The following is a 23,696-nucleotide window of genomic DNA, read 5'->3' as shown; positions in this document are numbered from 1 at the left end:
GCGGCCCCCGAGAACATCAAAGGCCGCCCTTTTTTACTGATTCCCCTGCTCCGATGGACATCGACATGACCGACCAGACCACCCGCCTCCCCGTTCGCCGCGCCCTGATCAGCGTTTCCGACAAGACCGGCATCCTCGAGTTCGCCCGTGAACTGGCTGCCCTGGGCGTGGAGATCCTCTCCACCGGCGGCACCTACAAGCTGCTCAAGGACAACGGCGTCGCCGCCGTGGAAGTCGCCGACTACACCGGCTTCCCGGAAATGATGGACGGCCGCGTGAAGACCCTGCACCCGAAGATCCACGGCGGCATCCTCGGTCGCCGCAACCTGGACGGCGCGGTCATGGAGCAGCACGGCATCAAGCCGATCGACCTGGTGGCGGTCAACCTCTACCCCTTCGAGGCCACCGTCGCCAAGGCTGACTGCGACCTGCCCACCGCCATCGAGAACATCGACATCGGCGGCCCGACCATGGTCCGCAGCGCCGCGAAGAACCACAAGGACGTCGCCATCGTGGTCAACGCCAGCGACTACGCCGGCATCGTCGAGTCCCTCAAGGCCGGCGGCCTGACCTACGCCCAGCGCTTCGACCTGGCCCTGAAGGCCTTCGAGCACACCAGCGCCTACGACGGCATGATCGCCAACTACCTGGGCACCATCGACCAGGCCCGCGACACCCTGTCCACCGAAGACCGCAGTGCCTTCCCGCGCACCTTCAACAGCCAGTTCGTCAAGGCCCAGGAAATGCGCTACGGCGAGAACCCGCACCAGAGCGCCGCGTTCTACGTGGAAGCGAAGAAGGGTGAAGCCAGCGTCTCCACCGCCGTCCAGCTGCAGGGCAAGGAACTGTCCTTCAACAACGTGGCCGACACCGACGCCGCCCTGGAATGCGTGAAGAGCTTCGTCAAGCCGGCCTGCGTCATCGTCAAGCACGCCAACCCCTGCGGCGTCGCCGTGGTCCCGGAAGACGAAGGCGGCATCCGCAAGGCCTACGACCTGGCCTACGCCACCGACACCGAATCCGCCTTCGGCGGCATCATCGCCTTCAACCGCGAGCTGGACGGCGAAACCGCCAAGGCCATCGTCGAGCGCCAGTTCGTCGAAGTGATCATCGCCCCGAAAATCTCCGCCGCCGCCCGTGAAGTGGTGGCCGCCAAGGCCAACGTACGCCTGCTGGAATGCGGCGAGTGGCCGGCCGAGCGCGCCCCGGGCTGGGACTTCAAGCGCGTCAACGGCGGCCTGCTGGTGCAGAGCCGCGACATCGGCATGATCAAGGCGGAAGACCTGAAGATCGTCACCCAGCGCGCCCCGAGCGAGCAGGAGATCCACGACCTGATCTTCGCCTGGAAAGTGGCCAAGTTCGTCAAATCCAACGCCATCGTCTACGCCAAGAACCGCCAGACCGTCGGCGTCGGCGCCGGCCAGATGAGCCGCGTCAACTCCGCCCGCATCGCCGCCATCAAGGCCGAGCATGCCGGTCTCGAGGTCAAGGGCGCGGTCATGGCCTCCGACGCCTTCTTCCCCTTCCGCGACGGCATCGACAACGCCGCCAAGGCCGGCATCACCGCCGTGATCCAGCCGGGTGGCTCCATGCGTGACAACGAAGTCATCGCCGCCGCCGACGAGGCCGGCATTGCGATGGTGTTCACCGGCATGCGCCACTTCCGGCACTGAGTGACAGGGACGCACCGAAGGTCTGCAGGAATAAGCTTTTGTAGGGTGGATGACGCTCTTCTCATCCACCATCGGGGCCCCTGGCCCGCCTCCTTGAGGAAAACGCAATGAACGTATTGATCATCGGCAGCGGCGGTCGTGAACACGCCCTGGCCTGGAAAGTGGCCCAGGACCCGCGCGTCGCCAAGGTCTTCGTCGCCCCGGGCAACGCCGGCACCGCTACCGAAGCCAAGTGCGAGAACGTCGCCATCGACGTGCTGGCCATCGAGCAACTGGCCGACTTCGCCGCTGCCAACGTGCAGCTGACCATCGTCGGCCCCGAGGCCCCGCTGGTGAAAGGCGTGGTCGACCTGTTCCGCGCCCGTGGCCTGGCCATCTTCGGCCCCACCGCCGGCGCCGCCCAGCTGGAAGGCTCCAAGGCCTTCACCAAGGACTTCCTCGCCCGCCACAAGATCCCCACCGCCGACTACCAGAACTTCACCGAAGTCGAGCCGGCCCTGGCCTACCTGCGCGAGAAGGGTGCCCCCATCGTGGTCAAGGCCGACGGCCTGGCCGCCGGCAAGGGCGTGATCGTCGCCATGACCCTGGCCGAAGCCGAGGACGCCGTGCGTGACATGCTCTCCGGCAACGCCTTCGGCGACGCCGGTGCCCGCGTGGTGATCGAAGAGTTCCTCGACGGCGAGGAAGCCAGCTTCATCGTCATGGTCGACGGCCAGAACGTGCTGCCCATGGCCACCAGCCAGGACCACAAGCGCGTCGGCGACGCCGACACCGGCCCTAATACCGGCGGCATGGGTGCCTACTCCCCCGCCCCGGTGGTCACCCCCGCCGTGCACCAGCGCGTGATGGACGAGGTGATCTACCCCACCGTTCGCGGCATGGCCGAGGAAGGCAACGTCTACACCGGCTTCCTCTACGCCGGCCTGATGATCGACAAGAGCGGCGCGCCCAAGGTCATCGAGTTCAACTGCCGCTTCGGCGACCCGGAAACCCAGCCCATCATGGTGCGCCTGGAAAGCTCCCTGGTCCTGCTGGTCGAGGCCGCCCTGGCCAAGGCCCTGGACAAGGTGGAAGCCACCTGGGACCCGCGCCCCACCGTGGGCGTGGTCCTCGCCGCCGGCGGCTACCCGGGCGACTACGCCAAGGGTGACGTCATCGAAGGCCTGGCCGACGCCGCCGCCCTCGACGGCAAGGTGTTCCACGCCGGCACCGCCCTCAAGGACGGCCAGGTGGTCACCGCCGGCGGCCGCGTGCTCTGCGCCACCGCCATCGGTGCCAGCGTGTCCGACGCCCAGCAGCAGGCCTACCGCCTGGCGGAGAAGATCCGCTGGAACGGCTGCTTCTACCGCAAGGACATCGGCTACCGCGCCATCGCCCGCGAACGCGGCGAAGGCTGAAGGTAGGTAAAGTTCCGGTAAAACCTCGCAAAGGCGGCCCAAGTGGCCGCCTTTGTCATATTCCGCCGGCTGGGCCTTGGCTATAATCCGGCCACTCATTCATGAAGGGACCTCGCCGTGCGCCGGCTCAGGAATGCCATAGGACTTTGCGTCAGCCTGCTGCTGACCCTGCTGTGCCTGCATCCCCTGCACGCCGCAGAGGCGCCGCGTTGGAGCGCCCTGCTCGACCCCGCCGCCAGCCTCCAGCTGGACGACGTCCGCGCCCAGCAATCCATCGCCCAGTTCACCCCCGTCGACCTCGACCGCCTCTACACCCCCGGCGGCGAGAGCGCCCTCTGGCTGCACTACCCGCTGCCGGCCGGCCAGCACGAACGGCTGCTGAGGGTCTTCGCCCCCTACCTCTCCTACCTCGACCTGTACGTGGTGCAGGACGGCGAGGTGATCGACCACATCCGCACCGGCAGCCGCCTGCCCTACGCCGAGCGGCCGCTGCCCAGCCGTGACTTCCTGCTGCCGCTGCCCCAACGCAGCGAGCCCCTGGACCTCTACCTGCGGCTCTCCTCCGAGCACGCCCTGCGCCCCACCATCAGCCTGCAGAGCGCCGCGCTGATGGCCGCCGACGACAGCCGCCCGCTGCTCTTCGGCCTGCTGCTGGGCAGCCTGGTGATGCTGGTGCTGCACAACGTCCTGCGCTTCGCCTACGCCCGCGCCGCCTGCAGCCTGTGGCTGGCCGCCACCCAGCTGTGCATCATCGCCACTGCCCTGGCACTGCTGGGCATCAGCAGCCCCTGGCTGGACTTCTGGCCCGGCGCCCAGTCGCAGCTGGCCAACCTCTCCATGCTGGCCGCCATGGTCTGCGCCCTGGCCTTCGCCGGCAGCTTCTTCCGCCGCGTCTGCCCCGACACCCCGCTCAACGGCCTGCTGCTCAGCGAAGCAGTGGTGATCGGCATCACCGGCCTGCTCCTGCTGGTGGCCACCGACCTGCAGTTCAACCAGCTGGTCTACGGCATGGGCGCCGTCACCGGGCTCAGCATCTTCGGCGTGGCGGTGCACCACTGGCGGTCCGGCTACCGCCCGGCGCGCCTGTTCACCCTGGCGCTGCTGGTGTTCTGCGTGGCGTTCCTCGGCTCGCTGCCGGCGCTGTTCGGCTACTGGGCCGTGCGGTCGGAGTGGCTGGCCTTCGGCCTGCTCAGCGTCACCAGCGTCAGCGGCGTGCTGATGAGCATGGCCATGAGCGAGCGCCAGCGGCGCATCCTCCTCGACGACTTCGTGGTCAGCCGCGAACTGGCCGCCAGCTCCGCCGAACTCAAGGCCAAGGGCGAGTTCCTGGCCAAGATCAGCCACGAGATCCGCACCCCCATGAACGGCGTGCTGGGCATGACCGAGCTGCTGCTGGGCACCCCGCTGTCGGCCAAGCAGCGCGACTACGTGCAGACCATCCACAGCTCCGGCAACGAGCTGCTCACCCTGATCAACGAGATCCTCGACATCTCCAAGCTGGAGTCCGGGCAGATCGAACTGGACGACGTGCAGTTCGACCTCAACGCCCTGATCGACGACTGCCTGGACATCTTCCGCGCCAAGGCCGAACAGCAGAAGGTCGAGCTCATCAGCTTCATGCAGCCCCAGGTGCCGCGCGTGGTGGGCGGCGACCCGACGCGCCTGCGCCAGGTGCTGCTGAGCCTGCTGGACAACGCCTTCAAGCAGACCGACGAAGGCGAGATCCTGCTGGTGGTGGCGCTGGACACCAGCGGCGCCGAACCGCGCCTGCGCATCGCCGTGCAGGACAGCGGCCGCCCCCTGGAAGCCGGCGAGCGCGATGCCCTGCTCAACGCCGAGCTGCACAGCAAGGACTTCCTCTCCGCAACCAAGCTCGGCGGCCGCCTCGGCCTGATCATCGCCCGCCAGCTGGTGCGCCTGATGCACGGCGACTTCGGCATCCAGAGCGGCGGCAACCAGGGCAGCACCCTGTGGCTGACCCTGCCCCTGGACGCCCAGCGCCTGGAGCAGCCCGCCTCCGACCTCGACGGCCCGCTGCAGGGCGCACGGCTGCTGGTGGTGGACGACAACGACACCTGCCGCAAGGTGCTCGTGCAGCAATGCAGCGCCTGGGGCCTGCAGGTCAGCGCCGTGCCGTCCGGCAAGGAAGCCCTGGCCCTGCTGCGCACCAAGGCCCACCTGCGCGAATACTTCGACGTGGTGCTGCTGGACCAGGACATGCCCGGCATGACCGGCATGCAGCTGGCCGCCAAGATCAAGGAAGACCCGAGCCTCAACCACGACATCCTGATCATCATGCTCACCGGCATCAGCAACGCGCCGAGCAAGATCATCGCCCGCAACGCCGGCATCAAGCGCATCCTCGCCAAGCCGGTGGCCGGCTACACCCTCAAGACCACCCTGGCCGACGAACTGGTCCAGCGCGCCGCCGGCGGCGCCGCCACCCTCCCCGGCTCCCAGGTCAGCTCGCCGCTCAACGTCCCCGGCGACTTCCGCATCCTTGTCGCCGAGGACAACAGCATCTCCACCAAGGTCATCCGCGGCATGCTGAGCAAGCTCAACCTGCAGCCGGACACCGCCAGCAATGGCGAGGAAGCCCTCAGCGCCATGAAGGAGCGCCAGTACGACCTGGTGCTGATGGACTGCGAGATGCCGGTGCTCGACGGCTTCTCCGCCACCGAAATGCTCCGTGACTGGGAGCGCGACGCCCAGCGCCCGCGCACCCCGGTGGTCGCCCTCACCGCGCACATCCTCAACGAGCACAAGGAGCGCGCGCGCCAGGCCGGCATGGACGGCCACATGGCCAAGCCGGTGGAGCTGTCCCAGCTGCGCGAACTCATCGAGCACTGGGCCGCCGAGAAGGAACTGCGCCGCCTGCGCGAACCGGGCAGTGCCCTGCATTCCTGACACGCTCGTAGCCCGGGCTTCAGCCCGGGATTCCGATCACGCATGAATTCGCTCCTACACGAACGGCGGCGCTACGCACCGCTTGGCGACTGAAGTCGCCCCTACAAAGGAATTCCGGCACACGCACGGGCATCACCGCCGCGTATGATGACGCGCCGCCAGGGCGACCCGGATCAACGGGTGCGGCCCCCGGCGGCTCCTACACTCACACCACCGTTCCCTCGCGAGCCCGTCCGATGCTCTCCACGATGTTCAGCCTGTACCTGAAGATGCTGGTGCTCTACAGCCCCTTCTTCGTCCTCTCCTGCTTCATCGGCCTCACCCGGGGCTACACGGTGAAGGAGCGCAAGAAGCTCGCCTGGAAGGTCGCCCTCGGCACCCTGGTGGCCAGCGCCCTGCTCTACCTGTTCGGCCAGGCCATCTTCAACGTCTTCGGCATCACCATCGACGCCTTCCGCATCGGTGCCGGCGCCGTGCTGTTCATCTCCGCCCTCGGCATGGCCCAGGGCAAGCCGGCGGTGCAGGCCGACAACGTCCAGCAGGACGTCACCATCGTGCCGCTGACCATCCCCCTCACCGTCGGCCCCGGCACCATCGGCGCCATGCTGGTGATGGGCGCCGGCCACGTGCACTGGAACGACAAGTTCACCGCCCTCGCCGCCATCGCCCTCGCCAGCGTCACCGTCGGCGTGGTGCTCTACCTCTCCAACCGCATCGAGCGCATCCTCGGCGAGCAGGGCCTGCAGATCGTCAGCCGCCTGATGGGCCTGTTCGTCTGCGCCCTCGCCGCCCAGATCATCTTCACCGGGGTGAAGAACTACCTCGCGCCCTGAAACCGTGCAGGGCCATACCTGACCGAGTGCCCAGGTTGGCGGCGCGCACCGCAATGAGGCGCGCCGACTCCCGGGTCACCCCCTTCAAAACCAACAAAACCCTTCCAGAACAACCGCTTGCCGCTCTTGGCACGGATGCTGCCATTGGACTGACAGCAGTACAGATGACCGTACTCATGTCCCCAAATCGGTCCCATCCCCTGTTCCCATGAACAGCCAAGGAGGCTTTACATGAAGCGCCGTCCGTTCCTGAAGTCCACCCTCGCCGCCAGCGCACTGGTGCTCACCGGCCTGTTCCCCTTCACCCTCCAGGCCGCCGAGACCATCAAGGTCGGCATCCTGCACTCGCTGTCCGGCACCATGGCCATCTCCGAGACCTCGCTCAAGGACATGGCGCTGATGACCATCGACGAGATCAACGCCAAGGGCGGGGTGAACGGCAAGAAGCTCGAACCGGTGGTGGTGGACCCCGCCTCCAACTGGCCGCTGTTCGCCGAGAAGGCCCGCCAGCTGCTGACCAAGGACAAGGTCGACGTGGTCTTCGGCTGCTGGACCTCGGTGTCGCGCAAGTCCGTGCTGCCGGTGTTCGAGGAACTCAACGGCCTGCTCTTCTACCCCGTGCAGTACGAAGGCGAAGAACTCTCGCCCAACGTCTTCTACACCGGCGCCGCGCCCAACCAGCAGGCCATCCCGGCGGTGGAATACCTGATGAGCGAAGACGGCGGCAGCGCCAAGCGCTTCTTCCTGCTGGGCACCGACTACGTCTACCCGCGCACCACCAACAAGATCCTGCGCGCCTTCCTGCACAGCAAGGGCGTCGCCGACAAGGACATCGAAGAGGTCTACACCCCCTTCGGCCACAGCGACTACCAGACCATCGTCGCCAACATCAAGAAGTTCTCCGCCGGCGGCAAGACCGCGGTGATCTCCACCGTCAACGGCGACTCCAACGTGCCCTTCTACAAGGAACTGGCCAACCAGGGCCTGGCCGCCACCGACGTGCCGGTGGTCGCCTTCTCCGTGGGCGAGGAAGAACTGCGCGGCATCGACACCAAGCCGCTGGTGGGCCACCTGGCCGCCTGGAACTACTTCGAATCGGTGGATAACCCGGTCAACGCCAAGTTCGTCGAGCAGTGGAAGGCCTACGCCAAGGCCAAGAACCTGCCCAACTACCAGACCGCCGTGACCAACGACCCCATGGAAGCCACCTACGTCGGCATCCACATGTGGGCCCAGGCCGTCGAGAAGGCCGGCACCACCGACGTCGACAAGGTCCGCGAGGCCCTCGCCGGGCAGACCTTCGCCGCCCCCTCCGGCTACACCCTGACCATGGACAAGACCAACCACCACCTGCACAAGCCGGTGATGATCGGCGAGATCCAGGATGACGGTCAGTTCTCCGTGGTCTGGCAGACCGAAGGCCCCCTGCGCGCCCAGCCCTGGAGCCCCTTCATCCCCGGCAACGACAAGAAGCCGGACTACGCGGTGAAGAGCAACTGACCGACTCCCCTCTCCCCTGCGGAGAGGGGCCAGGGAGCGGTGACGCCGCGCGCCGCCGCTTCCCATCCCTCTCCCTTCCCCGGGAGAGGGGGCTCACGGTGCCACCAAGGAAGCCTCCATGCCTGCCCTCTACCGGATCCTGCTCGCCCTGGCCCTGCTGCTGCCCCTGGCCGCGCGGGCCGGCGATGCCAACGACTTCGCCGCCGCCAACCCCACGCAACAGGCCCGGCTGCTCGAACGCTGGGCCGCCGAGCCCGACGCCGCCCGCCAGCCCCTGCTGGACGCCCTGCAGCAGGGCCGCTTCGCCATCGACGCCAAGCAGGCGTTCGTCGAGCGTGAAGGCGCCTGGCAGGCCCTCGAAGGTGACGCCGCCCCCGCCGGCACGCCGAAGAAGCTGCGCCTGAACAACCGCCTGCGCGGCCTGCTGATCACCACCCAGGCCAGCCACCAACTGCTCGCCAGCGACCCGGCCCTGCGCCTGGCCGGCGCCCGCGAACTGCAGAAGAGCGCCAAGCCCGCGCAGCTCGCCCTGCTCAATGCCCGCGTGGTGGCCGAAGCGGACGGCGCCGTGCGCGACGCCCTGTCCCTGGCCCTGGCCAACCTGCAACTGGTCGACCCCGACCCGGCGGTGCGCCTGAACGCCGTGCGCCTGCTGGGCGAGACCGGCGACCCGCTGGCCCGCACCCGCCTCGAAGCGCTGCTCGACCCGTCGGTGGAAACCGACGCCAGCGTGCGCACCGCCGCCGAGACCAGCCTGGCCCAGGTCAAGCGCCGGCTGATGCTGGGCGAAGTGCTCGGCCAGGCCTTCGGCGGCCTGTCCCTGGGCTCCATCCTGCTGCTGGCCGCCCTGGGCCTGGCCATCACCTTCGGCCTGCTCGGGGTGATCAACATGGCCCACGGCGAAATGCTCATGCTCGGCGCCTACACCACCTACGTGGTGCAACTCGCCTTCCAGCGCCTGGCCCCCGACCTGCTCGCCCTCTACCCCCTGGTGGCCCTGCCGGTGGCCTTCTGCGTCACCGCCGCCATCGGCATGGCCCTGGAGCGCACGGTGATCCGCCACCTCTACGGCCGCCCGCTGGAAACCCTGCTGGCCACCTGGGGCATCAGCCTGATCCTCATCCAGCTGGTGCGCGTGGTGTTCGGTGCGCAGAACGTCGAAGTGGCCAACCCGGCCTGGCTCTCCGGCGGCATCCAGGTGCTGCCCAACCTGGTGCTGCCGTACAACCGCATCGTCATCATCGGCTTCGCCCTGTTCGTGGTGGCGCTGACCTGGCTGCTGCTCAACCGCACGCGCCTGGGCCTCAACGTCCGCGCGGTCACCCAGAACCGCAACATGGCCGCCTGCTGCGGCGTGCCCACCGGCCGCGTGGACATGCTCGCCTTCGGCCTCGGCTCCGGCATCGCCGGGCTCGGCGGCGTGGCCCTGTCCCAGGTCGGCAACGTCGGCCCGGAGCTGGGCCAGGGCTACATCATCGACTCCTTCCTGGTGGTGGTGCTCGGCGGCGTCGGCCAACTGGCCGGCAGCGTCATGGCCGCCTTCGGCCTGGGGGTGGCGAACAAGATCCTCGAACCGCAGATCGGCGCCGTGCTGGGCAAGATCCTCATCCTCGCGCTGATCATTCTCTTCATCCAGAAGCGGCCCCAGGGCCTCTTCGCCCTGAAAGGACGGGTGATCGACTGATGAACCAGCCCCTGACCCTCACCGCCGCGCAAAAGGCCGGCCCGAAAGTCACCCTGGGCGTCGGTGCCCTGGTGCTCGCCCTGCTGATCGCCCTGCCGCTGCTGCACCTGCTGCCGGCCGACAGCCCGCTGCAGGTCTCGGCCTACACCCTGACCCTGGTGGGCAAGATCCTCTGCTACGCCATCGTCGCCCTGGCCCTGGACCTGGTCTGGGGCTACGCCGGGCTGCTGTCCCTCGGCCACGGGCTGTTCTTCGCCCTCGGCGGCTACGCCATGGGCATGTACCTGATGCGCCAGAGCGCCGGCGACGGCCTGCCGGCCTTCATGAGCTTCCTCGCCTGGAACGAGCTGCCCTGGTACTGGGCCGGCACCTCCAGCTTCCTCTGGGCCCTGTGCCTGGTGGTGCTCGCCCCCGGCCTGCTGGCCCTGGTGTTCGGCTTCTTCGCCTTCCGCTCGCGGATCAAGGGCGTGTACTTCTCGATCATGACCCAGGCCCTGACCTTCGCCGGCATGCTGCTGTTCTTCCGCAACGAGACCGGCTTCGGCGGCAACAACGGCTTCACCGGCTTCACCCGCATCCTCGGCTTCGACATCACCGCCCCCGGCACCCGCGCCGTGCTTTTCCTCGCCACCGTCGCGCTGCTGGTGGCCAGCCTGCTGCTGGGCTGGCGCCTGGCCCGGAGCAAGTTCGGCCGGGTGCTCACCGCCCTGCGCGACGCCGAGAACCGGCTGATGTTCTGCGGCTACGACCCGCGCGGCTACAAGCTGTTCATCTGGGTGCTGTCGGCCGTGCTCTGCGGCCTGGCCGGCGCGCTGTACGTGCCCCAGGTGGGCATCATCAACCCCAGCGAAATGTCCCCCACCAACTCCATCGAGGCAGCCGTCTGGGTCGCCCTCGGCGGGCGCGGCTCGCTCATCGGCCCGCTGCTGGGGGCCGGGCTGGTCAACGGCATGAAGAGCTGGTTCACCGTGGCCTTCCCCGAGTACTGGCTGTTCTTCCTCGGCGCACTGTTCATCCTCGTCACCCTGTACCTGCCCAAGGGCGTGATCGGCCTGCTGAAGAAGGAGGACAAGTGATGCGCGCCACCCCGGACTTCATGCTCGAACCCATCCTCGACCCCAACCGCGACGCCGGCAGCGGCCGCGATGCCCTGGGCCTCGGCCAGGCCGCCGGGCAGGGGCTGAACACCCGCCACGGCACCATCCTCACCCTGGAGGACATCAGCGTCAGCTTCGACGGCTTCAAGGCCCTGCGCGACCTCAACCTGTACATCGGCGTCGGCGAGCTGCGCTGCATCATCGGCCCCAACGGCGCCGGCAAGACCACCCTGATGGACGTCATCACCGGCAAGACCCGCCCCGACACCGGCCAGGCCTGGTTCGGCGAAACCCTCGACCTCACCCGCATGAGCGAGGTCGAGATCGCCCAGGCCGGCATCGGCCGCAAGTTCCAGAAGCCCACGGTGTTCGAAGCCCTCAGCGTGTTCGAGAACCTGGAGCTGGCGCAGAAGACCGACAAGTCGGTGTGGGCCAGCCTGCGCGCCAGGCTCACCGGCGAGCAGCAGGACCGCATCGACGAGGTGCTCGCCACCATCCGCCTGGACAGCGCGCGCCAGCGCCCCGCCGGCCTGCTCTCCCACGGCCAGAAGCAGTTCCTGGAGATCGGCATGCTGCTGATGCAGGACCCGCAGCTGCTGCTGCTCGACGAACCGGTGGCGGGCATGACCGACGCCGAGACCGAGTTCACCGCCGAGCTGTTCAAGGGCCTGGCGCGCAAGCACTCGCTGATGGTGGTGGAGCACGACATGGGCTTCGTCGGCACCATCGCCGACCACGTCACCGTGCTCCACCAGGGCCACGTCCTGGCCGAAGGCTCCCTCGCCCAGGTCCAGGCCAACGAACAGGTGATCGAGGTGTACCTCGGCCGCTGAGGAACGACCCCCAGGGTGGATGACGCCTTTCCCATCCACCCTGCGCACAGACAAGGACCTCGACATGCTGAAAGTCGACCAGCTCCACCAGTACTACGGCGGCAGCCATATTCTCCGCGGCCTCTCCTTCGAAGCCCGGATCGGCGAAGTCACCTGCCTGCTCGGGCGCAACGGCGTGGGCAAGACCACCCTGCTGAAATGCCTCATGGGCCTGATCCCCGCCAAGGAAGGCACGGTGAACTGGGAGGGCCGCGCCATCACCGGGCTCAAGCCGCACCAGCGCGTACACGCCGGCATCGCCTACGTGCCCCAGGGCCGCGAGATCTTCGGCCGCCTCAGCGTGGAGGAAAACCTGCTGATGGGCCTCTCCCGCTTCAGCGCCCGTGACGCCAGGGCCGTGCCCGAATCCATCTACGAACTCTTCCCCGTCCTGCGGGAGATGAAACACCGCCGGGGCGGCGACCTCTCCGGCGGCCAGCAACAGCAACTGGCCATTGGCCGCGCCCTGGCCAGCCAGCCGCGCCTCCTGATCCTCGACGAGCCCACCGAAGGCATCCAGCCCTCGGTGATCAAGGAGATCGGCGCCGTGATCCGCACGCTGGCCGAACGCGGCGACATGGCCATCCTGCTGGTGGAGCAGTTCTACGACTTCGCCGCCGAACTGGCCGACCAGTACCTGGTGATGAGCCGGGGCGAAGTCATCCAGCAAGGGCGCGGGGAACACATGGAGGCCGAAGGGGTGAGGGGGCTGGTGGCCATCTGAAAAGCCAGGACGCCGATCAGCGCGGGCACCCACCTGCACCGAATCAGTTCAGGGCACGCCTCTTGCTTGCCCACTCGGTCAACTATTCCGAGAAGCGCCACCGCCCCATGAACCTGCCTGCCACCCCGTTCACGCCGAGCTGGCCCGCCGAACTGGAGCTGGCCTATGCCCGCCGGGGGGAACGCACCATTCCGGTGCTGCGCCGCCACCTCGGCCCCCTGAGGGTGCAAAAGCACCTGCACGCCGAAGGCCCCGGGGTCTGCCAGCACATCATCGTCCACCCCCCCGGCGGCATCGCCGGGGGCGACCGGCTGGACATCCGCGCCCGGGCCGGCGAGGCCAGCTGGGTGCAGCTCACCAGCCCCGGCGCGGCCAAGTGGTACCGCGCCACCGCCCAGGCTCGCCAGGACCTGCAGCTCACCGTCGAACCCGGCGCGACCCTGGAATGGCTGCCCCAGGAGACCATCCTCTACGCCGGCGCCCAGGCCGACCTGCACAGCCGCATCGACCTGCACGGCGATGCCCGTCTGCTTTACTGGGACATCGTGGCCCTCGGCCGCCCCGCGGCGGGCGAGCGCTTCGCCGACGGCCACTACCAGGCCGCCCTCGACATCCGCCGCGACGGGCACCTGCTGTGGCACGAACGGCAACGGGTGGAAGGCGGTGACGGCCTGCTCGATTCCCCCATCGGGCTCGCCGGTTTCCCGGTGTTCGCCACCCTGATCGCCACCGGCGAGATCGCCCCCGAGCTGCTGGAGCGCTGCCGCGAGCAGCCGTGCGGCGGGCGCGGCGATCTCACCCAGTTGCCCGGCCTGGTGCTGGCCCGCTGCCTGGCCCCCGAGGCCCTGCAGGCCCGCGCCTGGCTCATCGAACTCTGGCGCCTGTTGCGCCCTGCCTTGCTCGGCCGCGAGGCCAAGCCCCCGCGAATCTGGAGTACCTGAGATGGACCTGTCGCCCCGCGAGAAAGACAAGCTGCTGATCTTCACCGCCGGCCTGGTGGCTGAGCGACGCCTGGCCCGTGGCCTGAAGCTCAACTACCCGGAAGCCATGGCCTTCATTTCCGCCGCCCTGCTGGAAGGCGCGCGCGACGGCCAGACCGTGGCCCAGCTGATGCACTACGGCACCACGCTGCTGACCCGCGAACAGGTCATGGAAGGCGTGCCGGAGATGATCCCGGAGATCCAGATCGAAGCCACCTTCCCCGACGGCACCAAGCTGGTGACCGTCCACCAGCCCATCGCCTGAGGTCGCCATGCCCTACGTCATCCACGACGCGCGGGACGCCGACCTGCCCGGCATCCTTGCCATCTACAACGACGCCGTGGCCCACACCACGGCGATCTGGAACGAAACCCAGGTGGACCTGGCCAACCGCCAGGCCTGGCTGGCCGAGCGCCGTGCCGCCGGCTTCCCGGTGCTGGCGGCGGTATCCCCCGCCGGCGAGGTGCTCGGCTACGCCACCTACGGCACCTGGCGCAGCATCGAAGGCTTCCGCCACACCGTGGAGCACTCGGTCTACGTGCGCGAGGGCCTGCGCGGCCAGGGCATCGGCCGGCACCTGCTGGAAACCCTGGTGCACCGCGCCCAGGAGGCCGGGCTGCACGTGATGGTGGCGGCCATCGAGACGCAGAACAGCGCCTCCATCCACTTGCACCAGCGCCTCGGCTTCGTCGTCACCGGGCAGATGCCCCAGGTGGGGCGCAAGTTCGGCCGCTGGCTGGACCTGACCTTCATGCAGCGCCAGCTGGACGAAACCCCGTGACGCCGGCCCTGCAGATCGACCGGCTCGACGCCGCCGGCCTCGCCCGGCACCGCCCGGCGCTGGTGGCCCTGCTGCTGGACAGCGTCGGCCACGGCGCCTCGGTGGGCTTCCTCGCCGACCTGGATGCCGACGCAGCCGGGGCCTACTTCGACCAGGTGCAGCAGGCCCTGGCCGAAGGCGCGCAGTGGCTGTGGATCGCACAGCGCCAGGGCCGGGTGCTCGGCAGCGTGCAGCTCGGCCTGTGCCAGAAGCCCAACGGGCTGAACCGCGCCGAGGTGCAGAAGCTGCTGGTGCTCAGCACCGCCCGCCGCCAGGGCATCGCCCAGGCACTGATGCAGCACCTGGAGGCCGAGGCCCTGGCGGCCCGGCGCGGCCTGCTGTACCTGGACACCGAAGCCGGCAGCAACGCCGAGGCCCTCTACCGACGCCTCGGCTACACCTGCATCGGCGGCCTGCCCGACTACGCCTGCGGCCCGGACGGGACCTACCGGGCCAACGCCATCTACTACAAGACGCTCTTCGAGGCCTGACCATGATTCCCGGCGAATACCAGATCCAGGACGGCGAGATCGAACTCAATGCCGGCCGCCGCACCCTGACCCTCTCCGTGGCCAACACCGGTGACCGGCCGATCCAGGTCGGCTCGCACTTCCACTTCTTCGAGACCAACGACGCCCTGGCCTTCGACCGCGCCAGCGCCCGTGGCATGCGCCTGAACATCCCCGCCGGCACCGCCGTGCGCTTCGAGCCGGGCCAGAGCCGCGAGGTGGAGCTGGTGGACCTGGCCGGCGCGCGCCGGGTGTTCGGCTTCGCCGGGCGCGTCATGGGCGACCTTTAAACAACAGGAAGAACGCAGATGAAGATCAGCAGACAGGCCTACGCCGACATGTTCGGCCCCACGGTCGGCGACAGGGTGCGCCTGGCCGACACCGACCTGTGGATCGAGGTCGAGAAGGACTTCACCACCTACGGCGAGGAAGTGAAGTTCGGCGGCGGCAAGGTGATCCGCGACGGCATGGGCCAGGGTCAGCTGCTGGCTGCCGAGGTGGTCGACACGCTGATCACCAACGCGCTGATCATCGACCACTGGGGCATCGTCAAGGCCGACGTGGGCCTCAAGGACGGGCGCATCGCCGCCATCGGCAAGGCCGGCAACCCGGACATCCAGCCCGACGTCACCATCGCCATCGGCACCAGCACCGAGGTGATCGCCGGCGAGGGCATGATCCTCACCGCCGGCGGCATCGACACCCACATCCACTTCATCTGCCCGCAGCAGATCGAAGAGGCGCTCATGAGCGGCGTCACCACGATGATCGGCGGCGGCACCGGGCCGGCCACCGGCACCAATGCCACCACCTGCACCTCCGGCCCCTGGCACATGGCGCGCATGCTCCAGGCCGCCGACGCCTTCCCGATGAACATCGGCTTCACCGGCAAGGGCAACGCCTCGCTGCCCGAACCGCTGATCGAACAGGTGAAGGCCGGCGCCATCGGCCTCAAGCTGCACGAGGACTGGGGCACCACCCCGGCGGCCATCGACAACTGCCTGAGCGTCGCCGACCAGTACGACGTGCAGGTGGCCATCCACACCGACACCCTCAACGAGTCGGGCTTCGTCGAAACCACCCTGGGCGCCTTCAAGGGCCGCACCATCCACACCTACCACACCGAAGGCGCCGGCGGCGGCCACGCCCCGGACATCATCAAGGCCTGCGGTTTCTCCAACGTGCTGCCCAGCTCCACCAACCCGACCCGGCCCTTCACCCGCAACACCATCGACGAACACCTGGACATGCTCATGGTCTGCCACCACCTGGACCCGAGCATCGCCGAGGACGTGGCCTTCGCCGAAAGCCGCATCCGCCGGGAGACCATCGCCGCCGAGGACATCCTCCACGACCTCGGCGCCTTCAGCATGATCAGCTCCGACAGCCAGGCCATGGGCCGCGTCGGCGAGGTCATCACCCGCACCTGGCAGACCGCCGACAAGATGAAGAAGCAGCGCGGCGCGCTGCCCGGCGACGGCCCCGGCAACGACAACTTCCGCGCCAAGCGCTACATCGCCAAATACACCATCAACCCGGCCATCACTCACGGCATCAGCCACGAGGTGGGCTCGGTGGAGGTGGGCAAATGGGCCGACCTGGTGCTCTGGCGCCCGGCCTTCTTCGGCGTCAAGCCGACCCTGATCCTCAAGGGCGGGGCCATCGCCGCGAGCCTGATGGGCGACGCCAACGCCTCCATCCCCACCCCGCAACCGGTGCACTACCGGCCGATGTTCGCCAGCTACGGCGGCAGCCGCCATGCCACCAGCATCACCTTCATCAGCCAGGCCGCCTTCGAGGCGGGCGTGCCCGCCCAGCTGGGGCTGCAGAAGAAGATCGGCGTGGTGAAGGGCTGCCGCAGCGTGCAGAAGCAGGACCTGATCCACAACGACTACACCCCGACCATCGAGGTGGACCCGCAGAACTACCAGGTGAAGGCCGACGGCCAGTTGCTCTGGTGCGAACCGGCCGAGGTGCTGCCGATGGCGCAGCGCTACTTCCTGTTCTGAGCCACGCCGGCCGACGGGCTCAGGCGTCCACCGGTGGCGTCTGCTCCTCAGGCAGGGTCAGCTCGATGGTTTCCGCCAGGGAGTTTTCCAGGCGCTGCAGTTCGCCTTCCAGGGCCGCCTCGTCGTCGCCGTAGCGCTCGGCGATGCGGGCGAAGCCGTCGGCCACTTCGAGGAAGGCCATCACCACCAGCGGGTCGAAGTGGCTGCCGCTGGCGGCGCTGATCCGCTGGATCGCCTCGTCGCCGCCCACCCGGGGGCGGTACGGGTGCGGTGCGGTCAGTTCGTCATAGTGGTCCGCCACCGCCATCAGCCGCGCCGCCAGGGGGATCTGCTCGCCCCGCAGGCCGTCGGGGTAGCCGTCGCCGTCCCAGCGCTCGTGGTGGGACTGGATGATCTGCCGGGCGTAGCACAGGAAGCCCTCGCCCTCGCCGCCCGCCAGGCGCCGGTCGGCGCGCTCCAGGGCTTCGCGGCCCAGGCGCGTGTGGCTCTGCATCAGCCGCAGGTCGTCGCCCTCCAGCGCACCGGGGTTGAGCAGGACGCGGTCCGGCAGGGCCACCTTGCCGATGTCGTGCAGCTGCGCCGACTTGGCCATCAGCGCCACCTTGTCCGGGGTCAACTCGTCGGCCAGGGCCGGTTGCTGCCGGGCCAGGGCATTGCCCAGCAGGCGCATGTACAGCTCGATGCGCACCAGGTGGTTGCCGGCGGGGTTGTCACGCAGGTCGGCCAGGTTCGCCAGGGCCTCGATGGTGGCTTCGTGCAGGTGGCTGATCTCGCGGGTGCGGCGGCGCACCTCCAGCTCCAGGTACTCGCTCTTGTCGCGCAGGAAGTCGGCGTTGGCCTTGAGCTGCAGCTGGGCCTGGATGCGCGCGAGGACGATGGGCGGGCTGATGGGCTTGGTGATGTAGTCCACCGCGCCGAGGTCGAAGCCGCGCTGCTCGTCCGCCGCCTCGCCCCGGGCGGTGAGGAACACCACCGGGATGTCGCGGGTGGCGGGGTCGGCCTTGAGCCGGGCGCAGACTTCGTAGCCGTCCATCTGCGGCATCATCACGTCCAGCAGGATCAGGTCCGGCGGCTGCCGGCCGCCGGCGATGCGCAGGGCCTTCTCGCCGTTGCCGGCGACCTTGACCCGGTAGCGGTCCATCAGCAGCTCGCTCATGAGCTCCAGGTTGTCGGGCGTGTCGTCCACCACCAGCACCACTTCACGCTCCGGTCTGTCCAGCATCCCGGTCATCACGGCACCTCGTCATAACGTGATTTCGCGCTGGTCGGCCAGCGCGCGCAGCGCTTGGTGCGCTGTCTCGAAGTCATAGGCCCGCACGGCCGATTCCAGGGCCCCGTAGCCTTCATTAAAGGCGCTGCGCAGCATTCCGGCCTGCTCGTCGAGCAGCCGCGCCGCCCGTGGGTCGTCCTCCTCCAGCAGGCGGGCGAGCTGGCGGCAGGTGCGCGCCAGCGCGGCGCTGTCGTCGGCGGCGGCCGGGGGCGGCGCAGCGGCCTCGCGCTGCAGGGCCTCGATGGCTCCGACCAGCGCCAGCAGTGGCGGTTCCAGCTCGGTCAGCAGCTGTTCGATGCGCTCCGGCTCCGCTGCATCGGCCAGGGCCTGTTCAAGGGTGGCGGCCTGGGCCTTGAGCCCATGGGCCCCGAGGCTGCCGGCCAGGCCGCGCAGGTCGTGGGCCTGGCGTTCGGCCTGGCTGCGCTGGCCGCTGGCCAGGGCTGCACGCAGGCGCTGGCTCCAGTCGCGCTGGCCCTCGGCGAAGCGCACCAGGAGCCGGCGGTAGGCGTCCTCGCGGCCCAGGGCGCGGCGTATCCCGTCGGCGATGTCGACCCCCGGCAGGTGCCAGGCCGGCAGCGGTGGCGCCGCGGGGGACGCGGCGGCCGGGCGGGGGCCGAGCCAGCGCGACAGGGTGCCCCACAGTTCGCGGGGCTCGATGGGCTTGGCGATGTGGTCGTTCATGCCGGCCGCCAGGCAGCGCTCGCGGTCGTCGGCCAGGGCGTTGGCGGTCATGGCGATGATCGGCAGGCGGGCGAAGCGCCCTTCCTGGCGCAGCCGGCGGGTGGTCTCCAGGCCATCGAGCACCGGCATCTGCATGTCCATCAGCACCAGCGCGTAGTGGCCGTCGGGCTGCCAGCGCAGGCGGTCGAGGGCGTCGAGGCCGTTCTCCGCCAGGTCCACCTGGAGGTTGGCCATCTCCAGCAGCTCGCCGGCCACCTCGCGGTTGAGCGGGTGGTCCTCCACCAGCAGCACGCGCTGGCCGTCGAACTGCGGCATGAGGGGCGCGTCGCTGCGCGGCGCGGCGGCCTGGCGCTGCAGCTGGCAGGCGTGGATGGCATGCAGCAGGCGCGGCAGGGTGAGGGGCTTTTCCAGGTACTGGTCGATGACGTCGACGCTGGGCTCGCCCTCCCCTGTCGTACTGGCGAGCAGCACCCACGGTGTCTTGCCCAGGGGCAGGGCCGCCAGGCGCCGGGCGGTCTCCAGGCCATCGAGCCCGGGCATATGGCGGTCGAGTATCACCAGGCTGAACGGGTTGCCCTGGGCGTCGGCCTCCTGCAGGCGGACCAGGGCGGTGTCGCCATCGCCACAGTGCTCGGCCCGCAGCGCCAGGCTGGCCAGCAGGTCGCTGGCGGCACGCCGGGCGCTGGGGTTGTCGTCCACCACCAGGGCACGCAGGCCGAGCAGGTCGGGGCGCAGCAGGTCCGGCTGGGGCTGTTCGGGGGCGATGGGCAGCAGCAGGCGGCACCAGAACAGGCTGCCCTCGCCGGGCTGGCTGTCCACGCCCACATCACCGCCCATGGCTTCGGCCAGGCGCCGGCAGATGGCCAGGCCGAGGCCGGAGCCGCCGTAGCGCCGCGTGGTGGAGGTGTCGGCCTGCTGGAAGGACTCGAACAGCCGCGCCTGCTGGGCGGCGTCCAGGCCGATGCCGGTGTCGCGCACCGAGAGTTGCAGCAGCCAGCCGCCATCGCGCGGTTCACCGCGCACGGCCACTTCCACTTCGCCGCGCTCGGTGAACTTGACCGCGTTGTTGGCGAAGTTGATCAGGATCTGGCCGATGCGCAGCGGGTCGCCCACCAGGTGCCGGGGCACCTGCGGGTCGATGCGGAAGATGAGTTCCAGCCCCTTGTCAGCCGCCCGTTCGCCCACCAGGGCGGCGAGGTTCTCCAGCACCAGGGTGAGGTCGAAGTCGATCTGCTCCACCTCCAGCTTGCCGGCCTCGATGCGGGAGAAGTCGAGGATGTCGTTGATCAGCCCCATCAGGTGCTGGCTGGCCTGGCGGATCTTCTCCAGGTAGTCGCGCTGGCGCGGTTCGGGGCCGGCACGCAGGGCCAGGTGGGTCATGCCGACGATGGCGTTCATCGGCGTGCGGATCTCGTGGCTCATGTTGGCGAGGAAGTCCGCCTTCAGCCGCGCGGCCTCTTCGGCCAGTTCCTTGGCGCGCTCCAGGGCCTCTTCGCTCTGCTTGCGCGCGGTGACGTCGCGGCTCACGCCCACCAGCCCCAGCAGGTGCCCCTCTTCGTCGTCGAAGGTGGCGCGCACGGTGGCGTAGAGCAGCTTGCGGCCGTCGCGCTGGAGCACCCAGTCCTCGCTTTCCATGGGCCGGCTCATGGCCAGCGCGGCCTGGTCCTGGATCAACCGCAGGCGGGCACGTTCGGTGGGCAGCAGCTCGGCGTCGGTGCGCCCCACCAGGCCGTCGAGGTCTTGCCCGATCAGTTCGGCGAAGGCCTGGTTGGCGCCGAGGTAGCGGCCGCCGGTGTCCTTGAACCAGATCGGGTCGGGGATGGCGTCCACCAGCGCCTGCAGGGTGCTGCGCTGGCGCTGGGCCTCGGCTTCGGCGCGCTGGCGTTCCACCACCTGCACCGCCAGGCGGCGGTTCCACACCAGCACGAAGGTCACCAGCACCAGCACGGCGAGCCCGTAGGGCCAGCCCAGGGCCAGTAGCTCGTGCCAGTCCACGCTGTCGGCGGGGGGCAGCCAGCGCGCCAGGATGGCCTCGCGCTCGCTGTTGGTGACGCTGGCCAGGGCATGGTCGAGCAGCTCGGCGAGCATCGCCTGTTCGCGGAGCACGGCGAAGTGCAGGGCACTGCCGGCCAGGCCGGGGTCGCCGCTGACCTCCAGGTTGCTCAGGTTGAGCCGGTGGATCAGGTAGCCGGCCGCCATCATGTTGCCGACGTAGGCATCGGCCCGGCCGGACGAGAGCGCCCGCAGGGCAGCCTCGGTGTCGCTCGTCTCCACCAGTTGCAGGTCGCGGCTGCGCTGGCGCAGGCGGTCTTCCATGGCGTAGCCGCGCTCCACGGCCACGCGGCGCCCGGCCAGTTCCTCCAGGCTGCGGTAGGGCGTTTCGCGGCGGGAGTAGATCAGGCTGGTGGTGGTCAGGTAGGGGTCGCTGAAGGCCATCCAGCGCTCCCGCTCCGGGGTCTTGGCCGCCGACGGCACCACGTCCACCTCGCCCCGGCGCAGGGCCTCGCGGGCCTGGGGCCAGTCGTCGAAGTAGACCGGCTCCACGCCGAGCCCGAGGCGCTCGCCGAGCAGGCGCAGGAAGTCGGCGCTGATGCCCTGGTAGCTGCCGTCCTCGCCCATCAGGTCGAACGGTGGCCAGCCCTTGCGCTCGAGGCCCACGCGGATGCGCCCGTGCTCCTGCAGCCAGCGGGCTTCGGCGGTGGAGAACTCCAGTGGTTCGGCGGCCTGGCAGATGCTGCTCCCCAGCAGCAGGAGCAGCACCAGCCGGCCGAGCAGTCGCAGCATGATCGGTCCCTGGATCGCGGTCTTGACCGCTTCAGCTTAGCCACCCGGCGGGCGCCGGGCGGCTCAGCGGAACAGTTCGCCGGGGGTGACGCCGAACAGCCCGCGAAAGGCGGCGATGAACGCCGAGGGGGATTCGTAGCCGCTGGCCAGGGCCACCTCGGTGACGCTGGCGCCGCCTTCCAGTAGCTGCAGCGCGGCGAGCAGGCGCAGGCGCTGTCGCCACTGGCGGAAGCTCAGGCCGGTCTCCCGCAGGAAGGCGCGGCTGAGGGTCTTCTCCGAGGTGTTGAGCCGGGCTGCCCAGTCCCCCAGGCCGAGGGCCAGGTCGGGCTGCGCGGCCAGTTCGTCGCAGAGCACCCGCAGGCGGCCGTCGGCCGGCATCGGCAGGGAGAAGCCGGCCTCGGGCAGGGCCCGCAGCTGGTCCAGCAGCACCGCCACCAGGCGCGCCTCGGCGCTGTCGCCCTCGGGGTACTCCACCGGCAGCAGGCAGAAGGCCTTGATCAGTTCGCGGGCCAGCGGGGTCACTTCCAGCACGCGGCACTGCTCCGGCGCCCAGGCGCAGGCATCGCGGCGCACGTAGAGGCTGCGCATCTCGGCGTGCATGGAGCTGACCACCTCGTGCTCCAACCCGGCCGGCACCCACACGGCCCAGTGCGGCGGGGCGAAGAAGCTGCCGTCGGCGGTGTGCACGCCGAGCACGCCGCTGATGGCGTAGGAGAACTGCACCCAGTCGTGGCGGTGGCGCGGCGTCCAGGAGCCGGCGCGCAGGCTCTCGGCACGGGCGTAGAGCGGGCGCGGCAGGGCATCGAGGGTGGGGATCAGCCGGGCGGGGCCGCGCTGCTGTCCGTTTGTCGACATGGATTGATCCTTTGTCGTTAGACGGTCGGATTCTGCCCCCGCTACCCTGCCGCCTCAATCCCCCGCTGCCCCGGAGGCCCCCGATGTCTGCCCTCAAACCCCTCAAGCGCCTGGTCACCGACTGGTTCCTCGGCGGCATGCTGCTGGCCGTGGCGCTGGCCTGGCTGTTCCCCAACGTGGGCCGCCACGGCGGCCTGCTGCACGCGGAGAACCTGATCAACGCCGGGGTGTTCCTGGTGTTCTTCCTGCACGGCATCAACCTCTCCACCGAGCAGATCCGCAAGGGGCTGGGCAACTGGCGCCTGCACCTGATGGTGCAGCTGTTCACCTTCGCCGCCTTCCCGCTGCTGTGGCTGGCGGCGGACCGCCTGCTGGGCACCCACCTGCCGACGGCGCTGATGCTGGGCTTCTTCTACCTGTGCGCGCTGCCCTCGACCATTTCCTCGTCGGTGGCGCTGACCGGCAGCGCCGGCGGCAACGTGCCGGCGGCGATCCTCAACGCCAGCCTGTCGAGCCTGCTGGGGGTGTTCATCACGCCCTGGCTGGTGAGCCTGGTGGCCGATGCCAACGGCGGCATGGACCTGGGCAAGACGCTGCTGGACCTGAGCCTGCTGCTGCTCCTGCCGCTGGTGCTGGGCCAGGGGCTGCGCCCGCTGTGGGGGCGCTTCTTCGCCCGCTACAAGCGCTACACCTCGGTGTTCGACAAGCTGGTGATCCTGCTGCTGGTGTTCGCCTCGTTCAGCGATTCGGTGGCCGCCGGCATCTGGCAGCAGCAAGGGCCGGAGACCCTGGCCATCGCCTTCCTAGGCAGTGCGCTGGTGCTGGCGCTGATGCTCTGGTCCACCACCCGCGCGGCGCGGGCGATGGATTTCAGCCATGAGGACGAGATTGCGGCAGTGTTCTGCGCCACCAAGAAATCCCTCGCCGCCGGTGCGCCGATGGCGGGGATCATCTTCGGCGCCAACCCCGCGCTGGGGCTGATCCTGCTGCCGATCATGCTGTACCACCAGATGCAGCTGATCGTCTGCTCGGTGATGGCCGAGCGCTACGCCCAACGGGGCGCGGCGCTGGCGGCACAGGCGGCCTGAAGCGGCCGCCGG

General features: G+C 69.3%; 19 protein-coding genes. 16 read left to right on the top strand and 3 right to left on the bottom strand.

From position 1 onward, the window contains the following. The first annotated feature begins 65 nt into the window (after positions 1-65). The 15 genes from purH to ureC all read left to right on the top strand — a co-directional run bounded on the left by purH (position 66) and on the right by ureC (position 17,006). Positions 66-1,673 carry a bifunctional phosphoribosylaminoimidazolecarboxamide formyltransferase/IMP cyclohydrolase gene (gene purH / locus RTK35_RS23280; RefSeq protein WP_044411293.1) on the top strand — a complete coding sequence of 536 codons (1,608 nt, stop codon included), beginning with the start codon at positions 66-68 and terminating at the stop codon, positions 1,671-1,673. A gap of 107 nt (positions 1,674-1,780) precedes the next feature. Then, complete coding sequence (gene purD / locus RTK35_RS23275; RefSeq protein WP_069565380.1) at positions 1,781-3,070, top strand: phosphoribosylamine--glycine ligase; 1,290 nt, start codon at positions 1,781-1,783, stop codon at positions 3,068-3,070. 117 nt (positions 3,071-3,187) lie between these two features. After that, on the top strand, positions 3,188-5,977 hold the full coding sequence (locus RTK35_RS23270; protein WP_172432548.1) for a hybrid sensor histidine kinase/response regulator: 2,790 nt from the start codon (positions 3,188-3,190) through the stop codon (positions 5,975-5,977). 236 nt (positions 5,978-6,213) lie between these two features. After that, the gene (locus RTK35_RS23265; protein WP_044411137.1) at positions 6,214-6,810 is read left to right on the top strand and encodes a MarC family protein; all 597 of its coding nucleotides are present in this window, start codon (positions 6,214-6,216) and stop codon (positions 6,808-6,810) included. 231 nt (positions 6,811-7,041) lie between these two features. Continuing rightward, positions 7,042-8,310, top strand: coding sequence for an urea ABC transporter substrate-binding protein (gene urtA / locus RTK35_RS23260; protein ID WP_044411134.1), 1,269 nt, complete (start codon positions 7,042-7,044; stop codon positions 8,308-8,310). A 118-nt stretch (positions 8,311-8,428) separates the two neighbouring features. Next, complete coding sequence (urtB, locus tag RTK35_RS23255) at positions 8,429-9,994, top strand: urea ABC transporter permease subunit UrtB (RefSeq protein ID WP_268194013.1); 1,566 nt, start codon at positions 8,429-8,431, stop codon at positions 9,992-9,994. Further along, positions 9,994-11,070, top strand: coding sequence for an urea ABC transporter permease subunit UrtC (urtC, locus tag RTK35_RS23250; RefSeq protein WP_316909103.1), 1,077 nt, complete (start codon positions 9,994-9,996; stop codon positions 11,068-11,070). Before urtB ends, urtC begins: the two co-directional genes overlap by 1 nt. Next, positions 11,070-11,924 carry an urea ABC transporter ATP-binding protein UrtD gene (urtD, locus tag RTK35_RS23245; RefSeq protein ID WP_074973797.1) on the top strand — a complete coding sequence of 285 codons (855 nt, stop codon included), beginning with the start codon at positions 11,070-11,072 and terminating at the stop codon, positions 11,922-11,924. Before urtC ends, urtD begins: the two co-directional genes overlap by 1 nt. Before the next feature lie 64 nt (positions 11,925-11,988). Continuing rightward, on the top strand, positions 11,989-12,687 hold the full coding sequence (gene urtE / locus RTK35_RS23240) for an urea ABC transporter ATP-binding subunit UrtE (RefSeq protein ID WP_074973796.1): 699 nt from the start codon (positions 11,989-11,991) through the stop codon (positions 12,685-12,687). A 107-nt stretch (positions 12,688-12,794) separates the two neighbouring features. Further along, positions 12,795-13,628 carry an urease accessory protein UreD gene (locus RTK35_RS23235; RefSeq protein WP_316909102.1) on the top strand — a complete coding sequence of 278 codons (834 nt, stop codon included), beginning with the start codon at positions 12,795-12,797 and terminating at the stop codon, positions 13,626-13,628. A 1-nt stretch (position 13,629) separates the two neighbouring features. Beyond that, positions 13,630-13,932, top strand: coding sequence for an urease subunit gamma (locus RTK35_RS23230; protein WP_044411119.1), 303 nt, complete (start codon positions 13,630-13,632; stop codon positions 13,930-13,932). 7 nt (positions 13,933-13,939) lie between these two features. Continuing rightward, positions 13,940-14,449, top strand: a complete 510-nt coding sequence (locus RTK35_RS23225) for a GNAT family N-acetyltransferase (protein ID WP_142012491.1) — start codon at positions 13,940-13,942, stop codon at positions 14,447-14,449. Then, a complete protein-coding gene (locus RTK35_RS23220) occupies positions 14,446-14,979 on the top strand; it encodes a GNAT family N-acetyltransferase (protein ID WP_316909101.1) in 534 nt (177 codons plus the stop codon). Before RTK35_RS23225 ends, RTK35_RS23220 begins: the two co-directional genes overlap by 4 nt. A 2-nt stretch (positions 14,980-14,981) precedes the next feature. After that, positions 14,982-15,287, top strand: a complete 306-nt coding sequence (locus tag RTK35_RS23215) for an urease subunit beta (protein ID WP_044411111.1) — start codon at positions 14,982-14,984, stop codon at positions 15,285-15,287. An 18-nt stretch (positions 15,288-15,305) separates the two neighbouring features. Next, positions 15,306-17,006, top strand: a complete 1,701-nt coding sequence (gene ureC / locus RTK35_RS23210; protein ID WP_316909100.1) for an urease subunit alpha — start codon at positions 15,306-15,308, stop codon at positions 17,004-17,006. A gap of 19 nt (positions 17,007-17,025) precedes the next feature. Here the strand turns inward: ureC and RTK35_RS23205 are convergent, their stop codons facing one another. From RTK35_RS23205 to RTK35_RS23195, 3 genes are all read right to left on the bottom strand, one after another. Continuing rightward, entirely contained in the window at positions 17,026-18,237 is a 1,212-nt protein-coding gene (locus RTK35_RS23205; RefSeq protein ID WP_074973785.1) for a two-component system response regulator, read from the bottom strand. Positions 18,238-18,249: 12 nt separating this feature from the next. After that, positions 18,250-21,741 carry a response regulator gene (locus tag RTK35_RS23200; RefSeq protein WP_316909099.1) on the bottom strand — a complete coding sequence of 1,164 codons (3,492 nt, stop codon included), beginning with the start codon at positions 21,739-21,741 and terminating at the stop codon, positions 18,250-18,252. A gap of 63 nt (positions 21,742-21,804) precedes the next feature. Further along, complete coding sequence (locus tag RTK35_RS23195; RefSeq protein ID WP_316909098.1) at positions 21,805-22,596, bottom strand: AraC family transcriptional regulator; 792 nt, start codon at positions 22,594-22,596, stop codon at positions 21,805-21,807. An 83-nt stretch (positions 22,597-22,679) separates the two neighbouring features. On the opposite strand from RTK35_RS23195, the gene RTK35_RS23190 reads away from it, so the two are divergent. Then, positions 22,680-23,684, top strand: a complete 1,005-nt coding sequence (locus RTK35_RS23190) for a bile acid:sodium symporter family protein (protein WP_172432541.1) — start codon at positions 22,680-22,682, stop codon at positions 23,682-23,684. Positions 23,685-23,696 lie beyond the last annotated feature (12 nt).

Source organism: Pseudomonas sp. zfem003, from assembly GCF_032621675.1.
Taxonomy (GTDB): domain Bacteria; phylum Pseudomonadota; class Gammaproteobacteria; order Pseudomonadales; family Pseudomonadaceae; genus Metapseudomonas; species Metapseudomonas otitidis.
This window is presented reverse-complemented; position numbering and strand designations above follow the sequence as displayed.